Annotated in this window: 21 protein-coding genes; 4 read left to right on the top strand and 17 right to left on the bottom strand. The window is 49.9% G+C overall.

The genetic code is table 11. The annotated features are described in order from the left end of the window. Positions 1-4: 4 nt before the first annotated feature. Positions 5-1,462 (top strand): rubredoxin, encoded by a 1,458-nt coding sequence (locus ACYVIY_RS22130; protein ID WP_460978579.1) that lies wholly within the window; start codon positions 5-7, stop codon positions 1,460-1,462. Between the two features lie 43 nt (positions 1,463-1,505). Here ACYVIY_RS22130 and ACYVIY_RS22125 read toward each other — a convergent pair whose 3' ends face one another. The 5 genes from ACYVIY_RS22125 to ACYVIY_RS22105 all read right to left on the bottom strand — a co-directional run bounded on the left by ACYVIY_RS22125 (position 1,506) and on the right by ACYVIY_RS22105 (position 5,716). Then, positions 1,506-1,835, bottom strand: a complete 330-nt coding sequence (locus ACYVIY_RS22125; RefSeq protein ID WP_460978578.1) for a hypothetical protein — start codon at positions 1,833-1,835, stop codon at positions 1,506-1,508. 199 nt (positions 1,836-2,034) lie between these two features. Continuing rightward, positions 2,035-3,243 carry a glycosyltransferase family 4 protein gene (locus ACYVIY_RS22120; RefSeq protein ID WP_460978577.1) on the bottom strand — a complete coding sequence of 403 codons (1,209 nt, stop codon included), beginning with the start codon at positions 3,241-3,243 and terminating at the stop codon, positions 2,035-2,037. Between the two features lie 172 nt (positions 3,244-3,415). Then, a complete protein-coding gene (locus ACYVIY_RS22115; protein WP_460978576.1) occupies positions 3,416-4,186 on the bottom strand; it encodes a glycosyltransferase family 2 protein in 771 nt (256 codons plus the stop codon). Continuing rightward, the gene (locus ACYVIY_RS22110) at positions 4,183-4,764 is read right to left on the bottom strand and encodes a WcaF family extracellular polysaccharide biosynthesis acetyltransferase (RefSeq protein ID WP_460978757.1); all 582 of its coding nucleotides are present in this window, start codon (positions 4,762-4,764) and stop codon (positions 4,183-4,185) included. The genes ACYVIY_RS22115 and ACYVIY_RS22110 overlap by 4 nt, the downstream gene beginning before the upstream one ends. Positions 4,765-4,768: 4 nt before the next feature. Next, complete coding sequence (locus tag ACYVIY_RS22105) at positions 4,769-5,716, bottom strand: glycosyltransferase family 2 protein (RefSeq protein ID WP_460978575.1); 948 nt, start codon at positions 5,714-5,716, stop codon at positions 4,769-4,771. Positions 5,717-5,848: 132 nt separating this feature from the next. Between ACYVIY_RS22105 and ACYVIY_RS22100 the strand changes: the two genes are divergently transcribed. From ACYVIY_RS22100 to ACYVIY_RS22090, 3 genes are all read left to right on the top strand, one after another. Further along, positions 5,849-7,840 (top strand): sialate O-acetylesterase, encoded by a 1,992-nt coding sequence (locus tag ACYVIY_RS22100; RefSeq protein ID WP_460978574.1) that lies wholly within the window; start codon positions 5,849-5,851, stop codon positions 7,838-7,840. Between the two features lie 66 nt (positions 7,841-7,906). Beyond that, positions 7,907-8,671: a methionyl-tRNA formyltransferase gene (locus ACYVIY_RS22095; RefSeq protein WP_460978573.1), complete on the top strand. Its 765-nt coding sequence runs from the start codon at positions 7,907-7,909 to the stop codon at positions 8,669-8,671. Between the two features lie 42 nt (positions 8,672-8,713). Then, a complete protein-coding gene (locus ACYVIY_RS22090) occupies positions 8,714-9,571 on the top strand; it encodes a polysaccharide deacetylase family protein (RefSeq protein WP_460978572.1) in 858 nt (285 codons plus the stop codon). Here ACYVIY_RS22090 and ACYVIY_RS22085 read toward each other — a convergent pair. From ACYVIY_RS22085 to ACYVIY_RS22030, 12 genes are all read right to left on the bottom strand, one after another. Continuing rightward, positions 9,568-10,686, bottom strand: coding sequence for a glycosyltransferase family 4 protein (locus tag ACYVIY_RS22085; protein WP_460978571.1), 1,119 nt, complete (start codon positions 10,684-10,686; stop codon positions 9,568-9,570). The genes ACYVIY_RS22090 and ACYVIY_RS22085 overlap by 4 nt on opposite strands. Before the next feature lie 31 nt (positions 10,687-10,717). Beyond that, positions 10,718-11,896, bottom strand: coding sequence for a glycosyltransferase family 4 protein (locus tag ACYVIY_RS22080; RefSeq protein ID WP_460978570.1), 1,179 nt, complete (start codon positions 11,894-11,896; stop codon positions 10,718-10,720). Continuing rightward, a complete protein-coding gene (locus ACYVIY_RS22075; RefSeq protein WP_460978569.1) occupies positions 11,896-13,275 on the bottom strand; it encodes a hypothetical protein in 1,380 nt (459 codons plus the stop codon). The genes ACYVIY_RS22080 and ACYVIY_RS22075 overlap by 1 nt, the downstream gene beginning before the upstream one ends. 249 nt (positions 13,276-13,524) lie before the next feature. Further along, complete coding sequence (locus ACYVIY_RS22070) at positions 13,525-14,538, bottom strand: hypothetical protein (RefSeq protein WP_460978568.1); 1,014 nt, start codon at positions 14,536-14,538, stop codon at positions 13,525-13,527. Positions 14,539-14,556: 18 nt separating this feature from the next. After that, complete coding sequence (locus tag ACYVIY_RS22065) at positions 14,557-15,591, bottom strand: glycosyltransferase family 2 protein (protein ID WP_460978567.1); 1,035 nt, start codon at positions 15,589-15,591, stop codon at positions 14,557-14,559. 2 nt (positions 15,592-15,593) lie between these two features. Beyond that, complete coding sequence (locus tag ACYVIY_RS22060) at positions 15,594-16,421, bottom strand: DUF5672 family protein (protein ID WP_460978566.1); 828 nt, start codon at positions 16,419-16,421, stop codon at positions 15,594-15,596. After that, positions 16,418-17,473, bottom strand: coding sequence for a glycosyltransferase family 9 protein (locus ACYVIY_RS22055; protein ID WP_460978565.1), 1,056 nt, complete (start codon positions 17,471-17,473; stop codon positions 16,418-16,420). Before ACYVIY_RS22055 ends, ACYVIY_RS22060 begins: the two co-directional genes overlap by 4 nt. Continuing rightward, positions 17,473-18,507 carry a glycosyltransferase family protein gene (locus ACYVIY_RS22050; RefSeq protein ID WP_460978564.1) on the bottom strand — a complete coding sequence of 345 codons (1,035 nt, stop codon included), beginning with the start codon at positions 18,505-18,507 and terminating at the stop codon, positions 17,473-17,475. The genes ACYVIY_RS22055 and ACYVIY_RS22050 overlap by 1 nt, the downstream gene beginning before the upstream one ends. Positions 18,508-18,541: 34 nt before the next feature. Continuing rightward, positions 18,542-19,651 (bottom strand): acyltransferase family protein, encoded by a 1,110-nt coding sequence (locus tag ACYVIY_RS22045; RefSeq protein WP_460978563.1) that lies wholly within the window; start codon positions 19,649-19,651, stop codon positions 18,542-18,544. Next, entirely contained in the window at positions 19,644-20,831 is a 1,188-nt protein-coding gene (locus ACYVIY_RS22040) for a glycosyltransferase family 4 protein (protein ID WP_460978562.1), read from the bottom strand. Before ACYVIY_RS22040 ends, ACYVIY_RS22045 begins: the two co-directional genes overlap by 8 nt. Positions 20,832-20,912: 81 nt before the next feature. Beyond that, entirely contained in the window at positions 20,913-21,566 is a 654-nt protein-coding gene (locus tag ACYVIY_RS22035; RefSeq protein ID WP_460978561.1) for an acetyltransferase, read from the bottom strand. A gap of 77 nt (positions 21,567-21,643) precedes the next feature. After that, on the bottom strand, positions 21,644-22,357 hold the full coding sequence (locus ACYVIY_RS22030) for a WbqC family protein (RefSeq protein WP_460978560.1): 714 nt from the start codon (positions 22,355-22,357) through the stop codon (positions 21,644-21,646). Positions 22,358-22,405: the final 48 nt, after the last annotated feature.

Below are 22,405 nucleotides of genomic sequence, written 5' to 3'. Positions count from 1 at the left end.
ACCCATGCGTGATTATTATTCGCTTAAAATCAACCTACCCGCGGGTATAGTGTCGCCGGGGGCGCTGCAAACTATCCTGACCCTGGCTTATGAGGCAAAAGTCAGGAAGGTGCGGTTTGGGAACCGTCAGCAACTATTAATGACAGTGCACTACGAAGACATGCGCTTTCTGGAGAAAGACCTGAAAAAGCACCAGATTAAGTACGAACTTAATACTGACCAGTATCCGAACATCATTAGTTCGTATTGCGGGGAGGAGGTATTTCGGACTGGAGCCTGGCTTCAGGAAGCCGAATACCATACGGTACTTGACCACATTGATTATCAGCCCCGGCTAAAAATAAACCTATCGGACTCGAACCAGAGTTTTACGCCGTTCTTCACCGGTAATCTGAACTTCATTGCCTCGTCCGAACCGCATTTTTGGTATTTATACGTCCGCCCAAAGCAAAGTAACGCTCTATTCAAGTGGCGGGACCTGGTGTATACCCATGAAATTGGCCGGCTCGCCAAATCTGTAGAAACGGCTATGCTCAATCAGGGGGCTCGCGACGAAGAAGCGCTGTATTCGGCCGTTACGTCGGAGCAGACATTTATTACTCAACCGGCGGTTCAGGACGTAGAGCTTCCTGAGTTTTCGTTGCCGTACTACGAAGGCTTCAACCGATACGGGCACCGCTCCTGGTTGGGGCTGTACCGGCGAGACGAACAATTTTCGATTGCCTTTCTGCTGGACATTTGCGCGATGTGTCTGCATACGCGCATTGGCGAGATTTGCGTTACGCCCTGGAAATCGCTTATCATCAAAGGTATCGAAGAACACGACCGGGCAAAATGGTCGCACGTGTTGGGTAAGCACAACATAAATGTTCGTCATGCGGCCAATGAACTGGCCTGGCAAACCGAAGACGATACCGACGAAGGTACACGGATCAAGAACTACGTAATCCGGTATTTTGAAACGAACGATACCCGTACATTCGGGCTCTGTTTTGGTGTACAGACCCGGCCTAAATCAGAAGTGTTCGGCTCAATCCTGATCCGCAAACGGCCACTGCTGCAGATCGGCCAGTTAGCCTTGTTTAGTGTGTACGACCTGTACTTCACCGAAAACTTTAATCCGAACAGCCGAACGTATCTACCCTTCGATAAAGGCCTTCTTAAGATTCACCTACCGGCTCAGATCGACCGCTTATGCCGACGCTACAATAGCCGTCGAATTAGCCAGAGCACTGAAAGCATTCGACCGGAGGGACAAGAGACAGAGTTGAGTGTAAGTTCATTGTATACCGTTCACCAGTGCCAGCATTGTCTCACGGTATACGATGAACAGTATGGGGATACGTTACAGGACGTACCCGCCGGAACTTCATTTGATGCACTTCCCGAAACGTACGGTTGCCCAATCTGCAGTGCCGCCAAAGCAGAGTTTCTTGAAGTTGACCTACAGGCAGTAAGCTAGGAGATGAGCTGCGAACGAGCCTAAAAATTAGGCTGAAAGCCGATTATGATCGCAACTTAAGATAAATAGGCTGAATGTTTTCGTAAGTGCCACGGTAATCGCTGTGGGGGCAGAACTCGTATAAGGTTACCTCAATGTCCTCAATGTCATCCAGGTTGAAAACCTGCCAACGGACCGAGGACCCGGATTGTACGGTAGGAACTACGTCGCGGCAGAATCCATAAAGACTTGTTTGTTGAGTACCCTTGTAAATGCCTGCGATATAAGGCTCAATGGTGCGCCAGGTGTTGTTGTGCTTGATCTGAACTACCCGGTGATTGGTGATGGCCGAATCAATAATGGTCAGAAAATCATTCTGTAGTGCTGCATCCATACCTGTAGTAATTTAGCTAACGTATCCGGTAATGTACGTGTATGTAAACACTCTCGTACACATAGTATGCCAAACCCGGTTATGGGATGATTTTTATTTTTAATTAGGCACGTTCAAGACCAAAAGCGCGTTAAGTTGATCAAATCAAAAAGCCGCCCGATCAGTGACCGGGCGGCTTTTTATTTGGATAGGATCGAGACTACAAATAATCGACTAAGCGCCGACTAATCAGGCCGCTCTGCAACTCTCGACGTAATACCGCTTTCCGACGACGGGGGTGAGTTGATACATACATAACCCGCATTTTAAGCGTGAAACTCACCATCATATAAATGCCGAATAAACAGCCGAGAATAATTAATGACTGCGTATTTGAAATGTTGCGGTGCAACAGAAAAAACAAAACCGTATTCAAAAATGAGGCTCCGCACAGAACGGCCGTTGCCGAAGCGTGTGACAAACCATTATCAAGCAAAATGTGGTGCATGTGATTGCGATCCGCGGAAAATGGGGAACGACCCGCTAAAATCCGCACCAAAAAAACACGTAACGTATCGAAAATGGGAACAATCAAAATCACAATAGCGATGATGGGCGCATTGAAAAAAGCCGTTGGCTCGTAGCGATAGGATGCATTTAAATTCACAAAACGAACGGCAAAAAAAGCAAGCATAAAGCCGATAATCAATGAGCCGGTATTGCCCATAAATATCTTGCTTGTTTTCGAAAAATTGAACCGCAGAAAACCAATTAACGCGCCCGATAATGTAAACGCCAGACACGCCATCGTGAAGTGATTGGTCAATAAAAACCAACCGCCAAACGTAGCGCTGGCAATGGTTGCAATGCCCCCGGCCAGGCCGTCGATGCCGTCGATAAGGTTAATAGCGTTCGTTAAGGCAATGAAAATAAAGCAGGTGAGTAAGATACCAATGATCTCGGTAATATGGTGAAAGCCCATAATTCCGTAGAGATAATCGACACGCAGATCGCCGAAGAAAATCAGGATCATAGCGGCCAGTACCTGGAATAGAATCTTTTTGTTGGGATCTATACCGACCAAATCGTCTTTTATACCAATAAAAAACAGGATGGTCATGCCAGCCACCGATAAGTTGGTGCGATATATGTCGGTTTGATCAATGCTGGGCCATAGAAAATAAGCAACCAGAATAGCCGCGTAAATGGCAATACCGCCAAACGTAGGCGTAGGCGTAGAGTGAGCCCGGCGCACCCCCGGATTCTCCATCAATTGTTTTAACTCCGATATTTTGATGACAACCGGAATAGCCACTACGGAAATAAAACAGGCGACCAAAAACGAAAGTACACACTGGTATAAACCAAGAGTGAACAGGTCGTCCTTAAATTTATGTTCCAGAAAAGCGATTAATAAGTCAATATTCATATAGTGGGATGGTTGCGTTTAGTTAAAGTGCGGTCGGCACTTTTTTCGTAAAGCTCGCCAATTTTTGTCAGCTTATTTTATCCACAAGCCACGTATTAATGAATGCATAGCTCGTAAAAATCAATGGTTTATTTAACTTCTCAACATGAATTTGATTTAACGGCTTGCTGGTCTAATTGCTTAGCAATTCAGGCGGCTTGCTAACGTACTGAACCAGCTTTCGTAAAGGCTTCAGCCATAAGGTAAAAAAGTAAGGCTTTAACCCGTTTAGTTCCCACGCCAGCCGATCTTCCTGATTGGCCCGTAACCGATTCGTCAGGCTGCTGTTACTGATACCGCCCGCCCGCATCACAATGGTCACCTCATCCATATAGGCAAGACGAGCCTTGTTTTTATGAATGAACCGAAGCATTAACTCGTAGTCGGCTGCACTCTTCAGGTCAAGCCGAAACAGACCGTGCTGTTCGTATAACTTCTTTTTGGCAAAGAACGACAAATGGCCCGGCATCCAGCCCCATAAAAAAGCATTGGTTCGATACCAGCCCGATCGCCAGTACCGTTTCAATTTAGCCGTGTCCTCACGATCCACATACAACATATCCCCGTATACGGCATCGCTTCCGGTCCGGGTGAACGTAGCAACGACATGCTCGATAACGCGGGTATGTCGATAGAAATCATCAGCGTTTAAAAGGCCGATCACATCGCCGGTGGCTAGTGTAATCCCCTTGTTCATCGCGTCGTATAACCCTTTGTCGGGTTCGGATATAAACCGGGCAACTTTTGTGACGTACGAACGTACGATGTCGATGGTACCGTCGGTCGACTGGCCGTCAACGATGATGTATTCTATATCTGAATACGTCTGATTCAGCACCGACTCGATGCAGTCCCGAATGTGCTGAGCGCCGTTAAAGACTACCGTTATGATGGATACTTTCACGCAGTTATATTTCGTTGCCGGACTCGAACCGCCGGATTTCCCTGATAAACACCGTATGCACTCAATGAATGCGTAGCGACTGAGTTTACCGCTAATACGGAGTGTGATTCACAGCGGACACCTGGGCACACTACCGACTTGGCACCAATCCAGACACCGTCCTCAATGGTAATAGGACGCGTGGTAAGATCGAACGTTGGCGACTGGTAGTTGTGGTTGCCCGTTAACAGCATCGCCCCCTGCGACACGCAGGTATTGTCGCCCAGCTCGACTTCACTCAGGTTATCAATCCACACCTGTTCTCCAATCCAGACGTAATTCCCTATATGAAGTAACCAGGGATATTTAATATTTACGGCTGGCTTGATCATGACGCCCGTGCCAATTCTAGCCCCAAAAAGCTTTAAAATGCTGATTTTGAGTCCTACCGGGATAGGTAGATACGTATTCAGAAAAATTGGATTGGCCAGAAACCACAGCAACACCTTCCAGCGGGGACCGGGCTTATACCAGCTGTTGTTAAACCGTGACAAGTCCGTTTTGCCAACAGTCGGAGAAGTGGTTTGGGGCGACGGCATGGGTTCAGGACTGACCGACGGGTTGAGTCCGGATGGGTCTGAGGTCTTTGCCATATTCCGTTAGAAAATAGTTGATGATCGCTTCCTTATCGCGACCCGCCTGAAAATACACTTCAAATAGCTTCGCGTCTACCAGAAACCGGTACCACAACCCCTGCAGAAAATGCCACATCAAGCCCGCCCGTCCATCCAGGAAACCCAGCCTGAAGATGTACCGATACAAAAAGTACAAAATTGGCCGGGTGAACAACGGCAGCGAAGCATATTGGATTTTAAGGTAACGGGTTCGCTGATCCTGGGAGCCGAACAGGTTCGGAGTGACCCGTTGCGTTTCGTCAAAATTATATTTGATATTGAGTAGATCAATGACCTCCCGAATCGCGTAGTTGTTATGCTTCTGCGTCCACCAGGTCAGGTTGTTCAGGTTATGATCGACCAGATCATACTGGAATTGAATGGTTTGAGCGGGTTTGGTGCCAACATCGTTCAATTTAATGTGCTCATCCATCCAGATTTCTTCGCAAACGCCCTGCCCCCGACGCCAAAGCCGCAACAGCCAGATTGGGTAATAGCCACCATTCCGCATCCAGCGGTTGAAAAAGAGCACCCTGCGCTTCACATACACCCCCGACACCTCAGCCGGCAAGGTCGATAAACGCTCCCTGATCTCATTGGCCAGTTCGGGCATTACGTACTCGTCAGCGTCCATGCGCATCAGCCAGGTCGTCTGAAACGGGTTGTTGGCGATGCCGAAATTAAACTGCTTAGCGTAATTAACCCAGGGATTCTGAACGACAATGGCTCCCATCGATCGGGCAATGGCAACCGTCTGATCGGTCGAAAACGAGTCAACAATGAATATTTTGTCTGTAAATAACTGCAGACTTTGTAAACACCGCTTAATGTGTTTTTCTTCGTTGTGGGTTAATAAGATGACAGAAATATCAGTCATTATTGGATGGCGCGAGGACAAATGCCGCTGCGTTTAGTGCAGATATACCCCTAAAGACGTTATTTTTACTGAAACGTTGGTACATCTATAAATTACGCAATACTATAACTTTTTTTAGACGCGAAAAAGCCGATGAAGAGACTTTACGGTTCTATTGTATTGTTTTTATACTATTTTTCGGCCTTAGGGCAAATTACATTTGATAAATTACCGCGCGATTTACAACTCTATCCCCGTGAAGCAAACAATCAGGCAGATGTAGTGGTGAGTGGTCAGGTAACGGCCAGCGGGTACGCAAAAATCAGCATGACGCTGCTGCGCGAAGGGCAACTGACCAAACTCGTTAGCCAGACGCTGGCACCCGCGGATACCAACTCTGCGTTTACTTTATCGGCTCCGATCAAGGCAGAACCCGCTGAATATTCAGTCCAGGTATTTCTTCACAAAGCAACCGACTCAACCCTGGTAGCCGAGTGGAAGCGCATTGTTTGCGGGGATGTGTATATCATTCAGGGTCAGTCAAATGCCCTGGCCCAGGCGGGGCTGGAAACCAATTACGCCTTTAATTTCGACGACAAATATCTACGGAACGCTACGTATCCTTACGATTCGAAAAACATTCCGGCCGACATGGCCTGGTACGCATCGAAAGATCCCTTTGGCAGTGTTGGCGGGTTCGGCTTAACGCTACAGCGGTTGATTTTACAGACCTATGGCATCCCAACGCTGGTTTTGAACGGGGCCGTTGGCGGAACCGCTATTGCGCCCTTATCGCTGCGCGATCCGGTTAACCACGCTAACCTGAATACCATCTACGGCCGCTTATTGTTTCGGGCTAAGTGGACGGGTGTTGATAAGCACGTAAAAGCCATTATCTGGAAGCAAGGCGAAGACGACGCCGGAAACGGTCCGGAAGGATACGGGGAAAAATTTAAAACGCTGTACAACCAATTCCGGGAAGATTACGGCGATGCCCGTATTTACGTTGGGCAGATCAACATTTTAGCCGATCGGCAGGATGGGGCTGCTGCTCTGCGCGACTTTCAACGACGTACGAAAAGCCTGTTTAAAAATGTGGAGTCAATTGCTACCGTGGGTGCCAATGAATATGACGGGATTCACTACGGGGCCAAGGGTCATCAGCAGTTGGCGTTTGAGCAGTTCCGGCAGATCGCCCGGGACTTCTACGGGGCAACGGATACGCTGCAAATCGATTCGCCGGACATACAAAAGGTGTTCTACAACGCCCGTAAAGATTCGCTTACCCTTGTCTTCGACAACGACGTGCAGATGGTTTGGAAGAGCGATACTACGTTCTATAACTTCGCTACCGGAGCCGTAATAGCCGTCAGGCAGCTTAAGGATTATTTTTATCTGGACGGGCAGTCGGGTTGGGTGATGGACGGTTCGGCCGCTCAAAATCGGGTAACGCTGCGGCTGAAGCAGCCAGCCAGCGCCAAAGCGCTTCGGTATCTGCCCGCCTATTTCTCGGATGCTACGTCTGATTTTTACAATGGACCGACACTGCGAAACACACGCGGTATGCGGGCGTTTTCGTTCGATGGCGTGCCCATTGCTGAGGCTATTACGTCGGTGACAACCCTGGCGGCTAAACCCATAACCGAAAAACAGATTCAATTGAACTGGACTCCATCGGCCAATGCCCAAACGCAGGTGCTGGAACGGGCCGATGGCACGCCGACAACCTTCCGGCAGATTGCCGTCGTGAACGGGACCACAGCGACCTTTGCTGATACCGACTTGCCCGATCCGTTTGGTACCTATTATTATCGACTGAAAGCGTTTAGCAACGTATCCGAATCAGCAGTAAGCAACGTTGTTAGCGCCCGTCCGCTCATCCTGGGAATCGAACCTGCCGTTCCGCTCGCTCGCTTATACCCCAACCCGTTAGCGGCTGACCGGATGCTACACGTAGAGGCCGACCAGGTAACCATTACAAACCTGGTTATTCAGGACCTGATGGGTCGGGTAGTGAAGAGCTGGTCTGGTTCGGCCCGGAACACGCTGTCTCTCTCTGTAACTGAGCTGGCAGCGGGGATGTACGTAGTCGATCTGCAAACCGCCACGGGTCAGACGATTCGGCATAAACTGGTTGTTCATTAATGAAATTAACATCAGCTTGACGCTAAATCTGTAGCTTTGTGCTTCTAATCACTACAACTGACGAGTATGCGCCTTGTGATTTTAACGCAGGATGATCCTTTTTACTTAGCCCGAAACATCGATTATCTCTTAAAAAAACTACCTCCGTATGCCGAAGTCGTGGCAACGGTCGTCTTCGATGTGTCTCCGTTCGGGAAACGGGAAAGCTTCAGCGATAAGATTAAGAAAACGTATGAAATCTTCGGCCTGCCGTTTTTTATCCGCTACGGATTCAAGTTCGTAGCGTCCAAACTGGACAGCCGCAACAACGTTCGTAAGACGCTGGCCGACCGGGGAATTCCACTTATTCACATTGAAGGCGCGATCAATAAAGACGAAAACCTGGAGAAGCTCCGGGCTTATAAGCCCGACCTGTTTGTTTCCATTGCGGGAAATCAGATTTTCAAGCGCAAGCTGCTCGACGTGGCTACGCATGGTTGCATTAACCTTCATACGGCGCTCCTGCCGAAATACCGCGGCTTGATGCCGTCATTCTGGGTTCTTAAAAATGGCGAAACCCACACCGGCGTGTCCGTTTTCTTTGTTGATGAAGGCATTGACAGCGGACCAATTCTGGTTCAGAAAAAGTTGGCCATCGGGAACATGAGCCAGGCCGAACTCATCGACGTAACCAAAAAAATGGGGATGGATGCGATTTTGGAGTCCATTGAGAAAATCCATAGCGGTTCGTATGAGCTAATCGAGAACGATGCGTCTCAGATGACCTATTTTTCATTTCCCACCCGCGACGACGTAAAAGCATTTCTGGCGGCTGGTAAGCGGTTTTATTAACGTACTGGCAAGCTGGTATGCTTGCTGACTTACTCATTAGTTATGAACATCCTGACGTTTGATATTGAAGAGTGGTTTCATATTCTGGACAATGCCTCTACGCGGACCGAAGCCGAGTGGGGTCGTTACGAAACGCGGATCTACGAGAATATGGACCGTATCTTTCAATTGCTGGATGATACAAACAGTAGGGCTACGTTTTTCTGTCTGGGCTGGGTTGCTGATAAGCACCCCGAAGTAATTCGGCGGATCAATGCCGCTGGATACGAGGTGGCCACGCATTCATATGCTCACCAACTCGCCTACGAGCAGTCACCCGCCGAGTTTCAGGCAGACCTTGAACGATCGATTAAGCATTTGCAGGATCTGACCGGTAAGCCCGTTCGAGCGTATCGAGCCCCTGGGTTTTCCATTAAAGCGTATAACCGCTGGGTTTTTCCGATTCTGGTAGAACAGGGCATTGAAGTTGATTGCTCGGTGTTTTCGGCGCGCAGGGCTCACGGTGGCGATGCGTCGCTGGGAATGTTTTCGCCAGGCTATCTCAATGTAGATGGAACACTGCTCAAAGAGTTTCCGATCAACACCGCGGCTGTGCTTGGTCAGGATCTTATTTTTTCGGGGGGCGGGTATTTTCGACTGCTCCCGTACCGCGCCATCCGGGGGTTAATGCGTCGCTCAGATTACGTAATGACGTATTTTCACCCCCGCGATTTCGACGCCGAGCAGCCGATGATTCCGGGATTAAGCCGGGCCCGGCGGTTCAAATCGTACTACGGTCTGAAAGACTGTCTCCCCAAGCTCAAACAGCTATTAATCGAGTTTCCCTTCATTGATCTGACCGAGGCCGAGCGCCAGGTCGACTGGACTAAGGTGACGCAGCGAAACGTAACGCTTTCCTAAGCGCTAACCAGTTTTTGTTTGGCGACGAGCTGCTGGTAGATCGTTTCCCACTTATGAATGTTCTTCACGATCTCATAGTCTTCGACCAGTTCGACGGCATTGGCGCGGTAGATTGCGTACGTTTCCGCGTCGAGGTCGGCCATTGCGTTCAAGGTCTGGGCCAGCGGCTCCACTTCGTTCGACGACCAGAAACCGGCCTTGCGCTCGCTCAATACCTTCCAGGGTGTACCAAACGAAGCGATAACGGGGGTGCCCTGCGTAAGCGCTTCGGTGACGACAATGCCAAAATTTTCGGTATGTGATGGCATTACCATGCAGTAAGCGTCGGCCATTAACTGATACTTTTCGGTACCTCGTTTATGGCCCAGAAAATCAATTTGTGAACTAAGTCCCTTCCGCTCGGCGAGTTCGATCAGTTGCTTTCCGTAGTCATTGTTATAATCCCCAATTATTTTCAGCCGTTTTTTCACCTTAACCAGTGGCAGGGCTTCGATCAGGCGCTCGATGGCTTTTTTGGGGTGGATGCGGCCAACGTACAGCCAATAGTCGCCGGGTGTTCGCGTGAGCTTGGGCGTCAATTCCATGAAATATGGAAGCTGGACGATACGTACCCCAGAACCAAACTGATTCTGTATGTAGGTTGTCTCAGCGTCGCAGGTCGAATGGAAAACCACTCGCTTGCTCATCCATCGGATCAGCGTCAGCACCACTTTTTTCCGGCCCGTACTGTAGATCAGAACGTCCGGATCAAGTTCGCCGTGCGGGGTCCAGACCACCTTCTTTCCCAGTAGCAAGGCGAGTGGTGCTAACAGCCAGGAAATAGGATAGAACATCGTTGACAGGTGAACCACGTCGCAACGAAACAAGGGGAGGAGTGACGCAATAAGCAGTTTTAAAGGAGCGTAGTGAATGGCCGTTTTTACGTACCGAACCTGGCCGCAGTCCATAGTCAGCCAGCGATCTTTCACGACCTCTGGTCCCACACCGTCGTCGGTAGTGGCTACCCAAACCTGGTGTCCGCGCTGAACGAGGGCTTTTGCGTGCCAGTACATGATGTTGTCGGGCCCCCCGATCTGAGCCGGATAAAACGAACCGATTGGTAAAAAAATAGTCATTGCAAACTCCAGATGTATTAAATGCCCAGGTCTACTTAGCAGGCGAGGGCAACAGACGACTAAAACCGTTGAGCATTTCGCGAGCGACAGCTTCCGGTGCGTACGGGGCGATAAGTTGCTGAGCACATTCGCCCATGCTTTTCGTATCGACCTGATTATTCATAAATTGTACCAGATGACGGGTCAGCTCCTGGGGTTGATTCGGGTCAAACACAAAGCCGTTCTGGCCATCCCGCATCAAATCCGGCACACACCCACATTTGTCCGACACGATGACCGGAAGGCCGCAGACCATCGCTTCGTTGACGACCAGCCCCCAGGGCTCCGAACGACTGGGTAGAACCAATACGTCAGAAAGCGCCAGAATTCCCGGCACCTGATACCACGGCCGACCGGCCAGAAAAGCGACCGAATCCGCAATAGTTAATTCGTTGGCCTGCTGCAGCAATGCTTCACGCTCCGGTCCATCACCCAGCAGAATGATTCCCCAGTCCGAAGCGTTCGGGACCTGACTTCGTGCATCGGCGAAGGCTGACAGCAGTGCCGATACGTTCTTGAACGCAATCAGTCGGCCGACAAACACAAAGTTATGCGGCCGTAGACCAAGCTGTTGTTGCTGTTCAGTACGTTCGGGCAGCGCTTGCTGATACGCCTTCCATAAGGCCGTATTATCGACCGCACTTTTGCTCGACAGAATTTTTTCGGGTGCTACGCCGAGGCCAATCAGGTAGTTAGCCGATTGACTTCCGAAGCAGAAAAATCCATCACATCGGCTCATAATTTGCCGTTTAATGAATTCTTTCCAACCCCCGCGCTCGTGATCAATGGCGGTGCTTTCGTTCTGCATAACAATACGTATGCCCCTTCCCTTAGCCCACATCAGCAACAAAATCTGCGCGGGATCGTAATACCCCGTTAACGTAATGACATCGGGCCGAAACCGTTTAGCCTGGCGAATTAGGGCAGTCGCTCGCTCCTGAACACTAGTATCTTCCAGAAAACGGTTGAAGAGCAGATCATACGTATAGCTGTATGTAGGCGCGGTAGGGTCTGCATTGGCCTCGAGTGCTGCTCGCGAACGCTCGTTGCGGGCGATCTGCACTACGTTCAATACGATGTCCGGCTGCTGATCAGTCAACTGCTGAAGTGCCTGAAAAACGCTTGATTTATAGTGCGCCCATACGATGTTGTGAACGATCAGAATGCGCATCAGGCGGGCTGAGCTTTAGGAATTACGGTGTACTGATCGCTGAGCGGCTTACCCTGATGATTTGATAAGTAAGCCGGAAACAGATGATCAACGCCCATAAATCGAATCATCAGGGCGAGCGGTAACCAGAACGAGATTTCGTACGGTCGCCCATTGGTGAATGAGGTAACCAGAATGAGCAGATAAAAATAGGCCAGGAATGTGTTCAGCGGGTTCGGGTTATCGCGCATGGCGAGAACCGAATAATACAGTGTTTTGAGATTCACCCCTGCGAACAGTACAAAACCCAGTATGCCTAGATTCGTCAGCGCTTCGAGGATGGGTACGTCCAGGTACAGAAATTTATAGCCAAATCCGAGAATGAGCCGATGGATGTGCCCTTCCAGTACGTTAGAAAAGAACAGAGCACTCGTGGAGCGGTTGGCCGCCGAGTCATCCAGAGCGGCCTTATAAGCGGCCCCGTTTGCTTTTAGTCCTAGTATGGCATACACGTTTTCCAGGTTACGTTCCATGAAGGCAATGACGTAACCGTACAGAATGGCATAGGCATCGTAGTAACGCCGGAAGAAGTAAATTATACCCAGTAAGCCAACAAACATAAAAATAAGTGGCACGGGTTTGATCAGGCTACGAACCGCCGTCCGGATTTGAGCCGGTCGCACGTTGAAATAAACGAAGAAGGCAAGCGCCAACAATAGGGCAACGATTGACGATCGAGTCTGCGTTAAGACCAGCACGGCCAGGCTGAGCGTCCCGGAGAATAAGCACACGAGCCGGAATAAAATGTTCGTTTGTGAACGAACCAGCCAGACTCCGCAGGCAATTACGCCCATAAATGCATTGCGCGAAAACACGTGAGGGTTACCAGAGCCGTCGTCGCTGTTACCGAGCGTAATCGTTGCCCGTTGCCCGATGGCCCAGCTTGGATTCGTTAACAGTGAATAAATCAGGCCAAGATTTGACACCAGCGTAAATAAGATAACGACCGGTACAAACACACGGATGATGTCATTCGGAATGTTGATGAGCAGAAACAGAAAGATGAATACGTACAGGTAATAGATGAGATCCCGATCGTAGTCTTTAAAGCCGGGATCGCCCATGTAGGTGTACATATAAAAAATACTGAGCAGCAAAAACGAGATGCCCATCCAGAACATGGTCATGTTGGGCCTGTACAAACGACGCAGGATCGTAAACGGAACCATCAACAGAAGACCTCCCGCAAAGGCAATGGCCGTGAAGGCTGTGCTGCCAGGAGCTAACTTTAGGGTTTCCCGAAAGAAGAAAATAATTGGGTAGCCATCTATAAGAATACAGATGCCTACAACCATTCGCATATAATCAAGCGTCTGCAAAAAGCGAAGAACACTACCCATACTTCAATTAGTTGACGAGTTGAGTCAATCTGATACGACCCAACTGAGCCGATTACGAATTTATTACGCTAAACCGTCTCGAAACTGTTCACGCTGCCAGGATATGTCGCCTGCTGAGTAACGAGAAGTAAACTATCCTATATTACGTAGCGGCTTTGCCTTTCAAACGAGTTAACAGTTGTATTATTCTCAGAAATACGTCCGCAAAAATAGGGTATTTATTGATATGTTTCGGTCTGCTACGTGCAATCAGCGAATGACGGGCAAAGGAACCTGATCAATAAATTGTTTAATACTTGTTAACCCATTAATCGTCACCCGTCGCCATCCGCGGATTATTTTGGGTTCTGGTTGTTGACCCAACGCGGGCGGAGTCGTTAATCCGGCTGGGGTATGTTGCTGTACCGTTTGCTTATACTGAGTTAGCAGTTGTGTGATAGTAGATTCGTTTTTGAGGTCTATTCGGGTCTGGTGCGGAAAAAACCCTTCGTCCGGGTCGAACAGTCCTTTAAAATTCACGAAAAGAAGTGGCACCGACTGGCTCACGGGCTCGTCAACTCGCCAGTCTGTGCCGGCTTGCTGCAAGCGCCGTTCGGCTAGATTCCAAAGGGCGACATGCCAACCTCGGTTTTTGACAATTACGGTTTCTTTGAAAAATACCGGTACGTGCATCAACCAAAGTTGGTCTGTGCAAAGTCCCGAGCAAAAATCGATGTGAGCCCGCGTCCGCACGCGGTCATCCCACCAGGCCAGCAACCGATCTGTTTCCGTAGACCGACGAAAGGCCATAAAATCGGAACTATACAGGCCCACGTTCTGAAAGAATTTCTCGTCAGGCCAGGCCGTATCGCTAACTTTCTGGGTAATGTGTGGAGTCAGTAGTACCGTACCGCCCCCCAGCGTTTCCCATATAAGAGCCGTTGGCCCGTAAAACGCGATGTTCGGGTCGGCATACAGTACGTGATCTGTCTCCGGATATCGACGAAATACTTCCGAAATGAATAAGGGCTTATAGGCCGCTTTTAGCTCAGTGGGCGTATAGACTGCGGCAAGTTGCTGCAACTGCTCCGGCGCTATTACGTCGCCGAGTGGCAATAACGGATAGGGAGCAACAAAATCAGACGGTAAGTTGGCTGGGTCATCGGCTAAACCAATCAGTACCGGTATAGGCTGATTAACTGATTCGGCAGAATACTTGATGAAGCTATCGCCAAGCGCAAACGCTTGTGGCAGCTGGCGGATTGTACAGATGGTTACTAACACAGTGGGTGCAAAACTAACTCATTCGAGCATATCGCCCAAAGCCGCCAGGTAGGGAGCCATCCAATTGGCCGCTGCGTCGGCATATCGCTTATAGTTTCCCTGGCGAAGATTGCTCAGTACAGGGCGAATTCGGCGAATGCGTTCGTGGGGTAAGCAGCTTCGCATGGTGAAGTGCTCTAACCGCCGATGGAGTAAGGTCATTCCGGGAGCCGTGGGAGCTACCCGTTCGGCTAACAAACGGCTGATGACAGCCAGTTGAGCCTGCTTCTCGCGGAGCGGGGCCAGTTTTTCGCCCCGGTGACGAATAAAGCGGTCGCGCAGACGGATACGACGGCCGGGTTCACTTTCGCGCACGCCAACCTGCTGCTGTACGTGTGTTCGATAGAGCTGTAAAGGCTGATCAATGAAATGAATCGTATTGTAAGCGGCTCCAACCAGGCCCATCCACCCGTCGTAGATATAACCCGGAATCGTTTCAGGAATCGGCAAAACGGTTTGTAAAAAACTGCGCCGGATAACGCTGGCACACCCCATAACGCGGTTGCCGTCCAGCATTACGTCCATCATATCGCCTGTTTGCCAGCGTGTCTTGGCCTGACCATCAAAGCGCACGCGTTCCCAGAACCGGCTTTCCCGCTGTTGCAGCGCTTCGTCAGTTACCCAGGCATCGCAAAAGGCAAGCTGTGTTTCCGGGTGGTCGACCATGTAAGCCGACATGGTACTGATTTTCTCGGGAAACCAATAATCGTCCTGATCGCAGATAAAGAGCAGGTCACCGGTACAGGCGGAAAGGGCTTTTTCGAAGTTCTTATTATACCCTAATCGAACCGGATTTTCCAAAATACGAACCGTAAATGGCGCTTTTTCGGCAAACTCACGAAGCAGTTCCCGGGTTCCGTCGGTCGACTGATCGTCGCAGATAACTACTTCATGGGGTAGTTGATGTTGCTCGAGCAAACTTTGCCACTGAGTGGGTAAGTAGGCGCTTCCGTTATAGGTACAGAGCGCTACAGAAATAGTTGGTTGTGCCGATGCCGTCATGCACTTCGTCATAGTTAGATGTGATAGCCGTAATCAGCGAATACAGATCGCCAGTAATCGGTGCCGTGAACATCCCAGGCGTGGCAGCCAAAAGGAAGCTGTCCGTTATTGTAATGTTCAATGGCCCATTGCGGGTAAAATTCAATTGCAAAATGCAGTGCTTTCCGGTAAGAAGGAATACGCAATAATGGCCAGTAGCGATTTACTTCTATCCCCCAAAATACATCCTCATTGTATTGATGCAGGTGTTTCTCTTCGTAGGCCTGTAGTTTATGCGCAAACAGGCGAAGCCCGCGAAGCATACTTGCGGTCCGCCGAAGCGACAGACCTCCGTTGCCCACGCCGTTGAGGCTAACGATTTCGCGGGGCGTAATGCCATCGGCTTTTTTTAAATCAAACACGGTCGCTATCCGTTGTTTTACACGAAACCAAAGTTCATCCCGCCAGCCCGTGAAGTCGCGGTCACGAAGCCAGGGCGCACCAATATAATCGTACCCCTGCCGACACCAGTTGGCCAGATCGTCGCGGAAGACAAAGGCATCCAGCTGGTGAATCAATATATAGTCAACTTCGGCAAATGCCTGATAGAATTCCTCGGACAACATCAACCGATTGTACCCCTGAATGTCGGCGAAATAACGATCGTCGAACGTTTTGAGTTGTAAAGTTGAGGATATTTTACGGTAATAGGAAGTATCGAGCGTATGCGGAGCGACCAGACAGATTGGGTAACTGCTTAATACGCGTAAGCATTGGGTTAGTGAAATGTGCTCGTACTCAGTAATCTCAGGCTTATAGACGGGTATAACGACGCACACGCTGGGAGCGGCAGATGACTTCATACAAATTTTGGTTGGCTCAGTTGCTGCTGAGTCGCGGTTTGCACCCAATCGTAGGGAAGCTCAGCACAAGGATGACCCGAGAAGTTAAGGATGGTCACTCCCTCTCCGCGTTTATAGCGGCCTGAGTAGGGCAGGTAATGCACGAAATCAAACAATTGGCCCAACAGGATAATCCCGGGCGTGTTCATGGCGTTCGCCATGTGCGCGGGTCCGCTGTCGATGCCAATAAACAGTTGGGCGCGGCCAATGACCTCCGCCGTTTCGTGCAGACTGAGTTGACCGCACAGACTGCGGAAGCGCGGATTTTCTTCGGTTACAACCGGAGTCAGCCCCACTTCAATAACCGAATGCGGGTAATTGGCCAGTAGCCACCGGACGAGCCGGTTCCAGTTCTCGCCGGGCCAGTCGCGCAATACGTGGCTGGACTGGCAGTGAATCACAATCGGCTGATGCGGCAGTCCCAGGTCGGTTATTCGTTGCTTTACCGGCTGTGGAATATACATCTTCGGATCAGCCGTTAGAGCGGGCAAGCCGGCGGCCTGCGAAAACATATACAACAAATCGCCCCGGTGGTAATAATTATCGAACGTCAATCCGATGCGGTCCGCCGTGGGGTTAATGGGATCTTCGGGGCAGTATTTACACTTTCGGTGCGATATATGTAAGTTATACACCTCGTCATAAATACCTGACTTCAGCAACCATACGCGTTCGCTGGGGCATAATTCGACTAGATATCCATCTAGATCCGGGTGCGATTCGACTAACTCAACGTACGGTTTGCGAACAACCCAGATGATATAGCCGGTTGGGTGCCGCTGGCGGACTTCCCGAATCACGGGCTCACAAGCGATGATATCACCCATCTGCTCCGATAGAATGATCGCTACCAGCGGCCGATTCGGGTGGCGAATCTTCAACCGGCGGAGATACATATATTTTAGCGCAACGGACCAGAATTTACGCACAATGTGCGTGTACTTATGATACCGATGCGTCCATAGTGCCCGAAGGTGTGACCACGATTGGCCCGGCCGTGCAGCCATATTCATTAGGATTCTAGCAACGCGATAATTCGATTAATGGGAGCTTTGAGCCCCTTACGCACCCGCTGGTATCGTAACACAACGGGCGATTTGATATAAACGCATGCATACGTCCGGTATTTATCGTTGTGATTGGCCCGTAACCGCTCTGCATACAGTTCGAATAAGGGTTTGGCATCCAGCCGTAAACGACCGGGTTGCTCCGAAAAATCAGCTGCCGAAAAACTATACCGCGTTTGATACTTTGAGACCTCGTCCGGTCGGTCAGGGTTGTAACCGCTGTAATGAAAAAACTGTAATTCGCTTATCGTATTGTGTTCATCCGGGGTTGAACTTACCTGCCATTGCCCGGCTGAGTCAGCAGAAAAGTAACGTTCGTGCAGGTTCCAGTAGGCGGCATTGTAGCCTAAGTGGTGTTCAATCAAGACGTTGTCGTAATAGACGGGGGCGAAATTAACCCAGTGCTGATCGACAAAAAGACCCGCGCACAAATCAATACGGCATTCATAAATCAACCGGGCTTTCCACCAGTCAACAAACTGACGAGCCGTTACGTCGTTCCGTAAACCAATAAAACCCAGGTTAAAAATGCCCGTGTTCAGATGGTGCTGCTCGTTTGGGCGTTCCCAGTCGGGAGTTGGTGAGCAGGTGTGGGGCGTCAGGACAAGGCTATGATTCGTCAGATCGGCGTTCAGCTTATCTAAAGGCTGAAAAACAATGATGTCGGGATCAAAATAAATAACCGACGTAGCATCGGGAGCCGTCCGGAAAAAATAATCGATATAAAACGGTTTTACGGCCGTGTTCAGTTCGGTAATGTCATACCGATCGCACATAGCCTCGAAATCGGGTATCCCAATCTGATCGACTTCCAGCATGGGATAGTCCGGAATCAGGTTGTCGGGAAGGTTTGCAGCACTTAATTTATCGACCAGCCCGATTACATATTGATAATCAGGGTTCGTTTGTCGTAATGAGTCACCAAGAGTACGTGCCTGCGCTAAGTAGTTAATGGAGCAAATTGTAAAAGCAAGAGTCATCGGATCATGGATAGTCAGTCAGCAGGTTGTACATCTACCGACTAATCGGATTTGGTACCGGTTTTTTGTACGCAAAATACCGTTTTAATTCATTGATTGGTCGTTCAAAGGCATACCAAGATAGAGAAGAAATCACTAACAGTACGCCCAGGCTGATAAGACGGTGCTCCCAGTAATTCAACGTTGGCGATATGCCGAATCGGTTAAGAATACGTAACAAAAGGGGAATAATGTAACCCGGCACAATCATGTGGAACACATAAATGCCATAACTGATACGTCCTACGAATTGTAGCAAGCGGTTGTCGAGTACATATCCAATTGGCCCGGTAAGGCCAACGCTGGCCCACGTCACTACGTAAAGCGCAACTATTGAAATCAGGAACCGCTGAAACAAAACCACCAGTAAATGGTCGGGAGGCAACTGAAGTAAGCCAATAAAACCTACCGTAGCCAGCACGGCGGCTATTGTCAGCGTTTTGCGGTACCTAGTCAGCAGATCAGGACGGATTAGGCTGACGTAAGCCCAGGTGGCTCCGAGGCCAAACGCATCCAGGCTGGCGGGCGTCAGCACACCGTCCAGATCGCCATTTACGTAGCCGTACCCCCGAAACGCAATGGCAAACATGACCATACCGGCCAGCAACCACCGCAATAGAGACTTGGGCGTCAGCAGAATCAACCAGGGCCAGACCAAATACAACTGCTCTTCGACGCCCAGCGTCCAGAAGGGAGAAAGCAGATCCCCCCAGTTACCGGTTCGATGCAGCAGGATGTTGTAGCCGTATAAATAATAGTACAGAGGATGCTCGTCGATGTCGGATGCGGCTGGCAAAAAGATCAGGACACCTGTAATCACCAAGTAATACAGTGGAAAGATGCGCAGCGCCCGCCGGATGAAAAAGTTACGATACGTAGCGCCTAAGGTGGCTTTTCCCTGATCGATTCGTGAACGGTTTTCGAGTAATATCCGGGTGATGAGAAAGCCGCTAATAACAAAAAAGATCATGACCCCAATGGTGCCGTTGGGGAGCCAGTTGATACCTTCGCCGGTAGGAAACCAATGATAAACAACCACTAACAGCACGGCAAACGTCCTGAGCGAGTCTAACTGTGGCATGTAGCCCGAAGGTAGTTTAAGCATTGGTGAGCTGGTTAAACAGGCGAATGAGCGTCTCTACACTTTGTTTGGCCGGGTGGCGCTCCAGAATTTTCTGGTTAAGTCGTTTACCCATCGACTGACGAGTGGCGGGCTGGTCGAGCAGCGTCAGGATGCGACTACTCATGGCATCCAGATCCAGGTAAGGCACCACAAACCCACCATCCGCTTCGACCAGCTCGGGCGCTCCGCCAGCGCCGTCGAAACACACGACCGGAACTTCGCACAGGCCAGCTTCAAAAACAACCAGCGGGTAGGGGTCTTCCCGTGAACATAAGACGAATACATCAAACCGGCTAACGTACCGTAACACGTCCGGCGTAGGCGGAATCAAGTGAACCCGATCGGACAGACCGGCCTTTTGAATATCAAGTACCAGGTCGTCGTGCAGTGGTCCCGGCGGCACGCCTACCCACACAAAATGAATGGGCTTATCGGCCTGTCGACCAATGACCTGACGAGCAATGGCGATGAATAGGTCATTGCCTTTTCGCCATTCCGCGTTGCCGCAACCCCCCACAATGAGCGCATCTTCCGGTAGGCCCAGCGGAGAATAAATAGTCGGCTGCTGTCGGGCCAGTTGAACATTGCGCTCCATCATCGGCGTATCGATGAGCGTATAGAGCATGATACGTGCCGGATCAAATCCATGCTGCTGTTCATAATACCGAGCCGTTGCCCTCGATACGGCCAGTAGCCGATTCGTTCGCTGAAGCAAAAATGCCAGCTCATCGGGCCGGGTGTATATACGTACTGACATAGCCAGCTCATGCACAAACGTTACGACGGGTATTTGCGCAGGAATGGGCAACTGACCAAACCAGCGACTACTCGTAACCGTATTGACCAGAACTAAATCAACCTGATCGATCGCCAGTTCAGCGCTGACCGTCTGCTGCTGCTTTGTGGTTTGCTGGTGATTAAACCGCTTCCACAGACCAACCTTACCCAGAACCTTGTCCGTAACTGGACCAACCACGTAACGGTTAGGAGCTGGCCAGAGCGTAACGGGGCAAATCGCCTGATAATCGGTCAGGAGCGGGCCTCCTTCGCCTAAGAGCAGGTGCAGCTGAATACCCTGCGCTTTCAGCAGGCGCATCAGATTGAGCAGAACGAGCTGTGCGCCTGCGCGGTTTGCATCGTGGCCAATGAGAAGAATGGTCATTCGAAGTGGGGCAGAGCCGTGGATTGCCTTTAGAGAGCTAGCGATAGCTTAGACTTTACCAATGGCAATAAATAGCCAAATCTAGTACGTTTCGTGGCTGGGTTTTGGAAGCTTGCGGGCTGGATTGCCAATGTAAACGCCCCAGTCATCTGTATCTTTATAAATAGCCGAAGCCATACCCAGCAACGTACCCGTAGCAATGTGCAAAAAATCACGAATGGTGCTGTTCACCCCAAAAAAGCAGTAGGGCTCAATGACGCAATGTCCCGACATTACCACGTGTGAGGTAAAGAAAACGTGATCTTTTATCTCACCATGATGGCCGATGTGGTTACCGCTCCAAAGCACCACATTATTACCAATTTTGGTAAAAGGCTGGATGGTGTTGTCTTCGAGGATAAAGCAGTTCTCGCCGATTTCGTTACCGAAGGTCGTTGCTTTTGAACTGATGTAGGAGATGAATTCGTAGCCTTTCGCTTTGGCATCAAGATAGATACGTTCGCGGTTACGGTTCATTCCGCGCCCGGTCATAGGCGCGAAAAACTTATATTCCTGGGGTGGGAACAATGTCTCTACGTCTTCGAAGGCAACCAGGGGCAGGCCCCGAAACTCCGTTCCATTCAGATACTCCCGGTTCACCGTAAAGGCGGCTACTTCATGTTCCGAATCATGAGTCAGGTAGAAGTGAGCGAGTTCGGCGGTATCCATCACACCGAAAATAACAATTTTTGCCATACTGTTAGTGAATGAAGAGGTTGGGCGGTTAAGCTGGTTCAAATAATGTGCGCTTTATCGATCCTGATCGATAAACGCTACACCAGTTCGTAGGCTTCCAGCATTGTTTTTACGGTAGCAATGTCGTTAAACATAAGGATATCTAAAATAGACAACCAGGGAACGAACGTATGGCTACCGTCAGGCCGCTTGAACTGAGGGTATTCAACTCGCTTGGATTGAATGAAACACAACTCAATGTCCGACTGCGTAAATGTTGGTTTATCGTACAGTTCTATGCCGCCAATCGGGTTGATGTACCGGGTCGCCTGTTCCTGCCGACAAATATCCAGAATCCGCTCCTGCGCTTTAAGATGACCGTTGTTGTATACTGTAGAAGAAGCGACCAGGCGGGTAGTTAACCCTAAGAAGTTGTTCAGTTCAACGAGACTATTCCGGATCAGTTCGGCAATCGAGTCCGTCGCGAAGTTGATAATTTTTTCGGTTACGGGCATGACCACGCCGTAATGGGGAGCCTTCCGATACCCTTGTTCAATCGTTTTCAGCAGTTTGCTGCGCCACTTCGGATCGTCAGCGAGATAAACTTCATTGATTCGCTTATTCTGGCTTGCATCTTTCAACGGCACCGTAAACAGATATTCCTGCCCGTTGATCAGCAGGCGATTCCGGTTTACCCAACCTCGGTTAATAAACGCTACGTCGTCGTACAACACGAACGTATCTACGGCGTTCATCAACTGCATGTAGCCGATATAAGGCAAAAAGTAGGGCTGCATGATGGCAAGCGTCATACGAATTCAGGTTTGAGCGTGAAGTTAGATGTCGAATGGTTTCCCAAC

This window comes from Spirosoma knui (assembly GCF_054780635.1).
Note: the sequence above shows the minus strand (reverse complement) of the source record. Positions and strands in the feature narration are given on the sequence as shown.